Source organism: Vibrio sp. 378, from assembly GCF_033339435.1.
Map to the genome: position 1 here is coordinate 1 of NZ_JAWOUO010000255.1, position 907 is coordinate 907.

Consider the following 907-nt stretch of genomic DNA (forward strand, 5'->3'; position numbering starts at 1 on the left):
TGTGGCAGACCCGAAACGAGTGGACATGGCTGAACATGCAGAGCTGTACTTGGCGCATCGTCCGGGCACGGATGTTATGTTGCTCAACGGCGTGATGCAGCAAATCATCAAAAATGGTTGGTACGATCAAGAATACATCGAAGAGCGCGTAGACGGCTTTGATACCTTGCTTCAAGAGGTGATGTCGCCAGCGTACAACCTCGACAAAGTTGAGTTAGTGACGGGCGTAAAAGCGGACGATATTTTCGCGATGGCGCGAATGATTGGTACGGCAAAACGCACGGCGGTGTATTACTCAATGGGTATTACCCAGCATACAACAGGGCACGACAACGTTCGTTCGATTGCAAACCTGCAATTGTTGTGTGGCAATATCGGTATTGAGGGTGGTGGTATTAACCCACTGCGCGGTCAATCAAACGTGCAAGGTGCGTGTGATATGGGCGCATTGCCGAACTGTTATCCGGGATATCAAAAAGTGTATAACCCGATTGTTCGTCAGAAATTCGCGATTGAGTGGGATGCGCCGAACTTACCTTCTGAGCAAGGGCTTACCCTAACGGAAATCATCGATGCGGCGTGCAAACGAGAAGTTCGCGGGATGTACATCATGGGCGAAAACCCAGTACTGAGCGATCCAAACCAAGCACACGTGATTGAAGGGTTGGAAGCACTCGACTTCTTGGTCGTGCAAGACATCTTCCTCACCGAGACGGCGCAGTACGCCGATGTGGTATTGCCTTCTTGTTCATTTGCGGAAAAATCCGGTCACTTCACCAATACTGAGCGACGCGTGCAGCGCGTTAATGCGGCAGTGAAAGCGCCGGGTGAGGCGAAAGAAGATTGGTGGATCATTCAAGCGATCGCAAACGCGATGGGCTGCGATTGGCATTACCAGTGCGTTTCT

Annotated in this window: 1 protein-coding gene; it reads left to right on the forward strand. The window is 51.2% G+C overall.

What is annotated here, in order from left to right:
- Positions 1–907 (forward strand): molybdopterin oxidoreductase family protein (locus tag R7Q48_RS25540; RefSeq protein WP_318132952.1); only part of this gene is annotated, 907 nt, incomplete at both ends.